Source organism: Neisseria sp. HMSC064E01 (assembly GCF_001808875.1).
Classification (GTDB): domain Bacteria; phylum Pseudomonadota; class Gammaproteobacteria; order Burkholderiales; family Neisseriaceae; genus Neisseria; species Neisseria sicca_A.
In genome coordinates this window covers 1-218 of record NZ_KV794961.1, presented here as the reverse complement: position 1 = coordinate 218, position 218 = coordinate 1, and the positions used below count along the sequence as shown (strand labels likewise).

At 58.3% G+C, this 218-nt stretch carries 1 protein-coding gene; it reads right to left on the bottom strand.

The features are described from left to right. Positions 1-218, bottom strand: a 218-nt coding sequence (locus HMPREF2572_RS10360) for a hypothetical protein (RefSeq protein WP_148132336.1), incomplete at both ends; no start/stop codon positions are given.

Here is a 218-nt window from a genome sequence, read left to right as displayed (position 1 = left end):
CCGTCGTTGTTCACAACGGTATCGCCTGCGGTGAAGCTGTCGGCTTTCAGGTTAGGTGCGGTCGCCACTTTGTAAGTGGTGCTGCCGTCGGCATTTTGCTCGGGGGTGACGACGATGTTGTCGTTGCCGCTGTCCACTTTGGATGTGGCTTTCGCTGCGGCTGCTTTGAGCTGCGCAACGTTCACTGCGTCGGTGTCGTCCGTACCTTTGGCTACGTT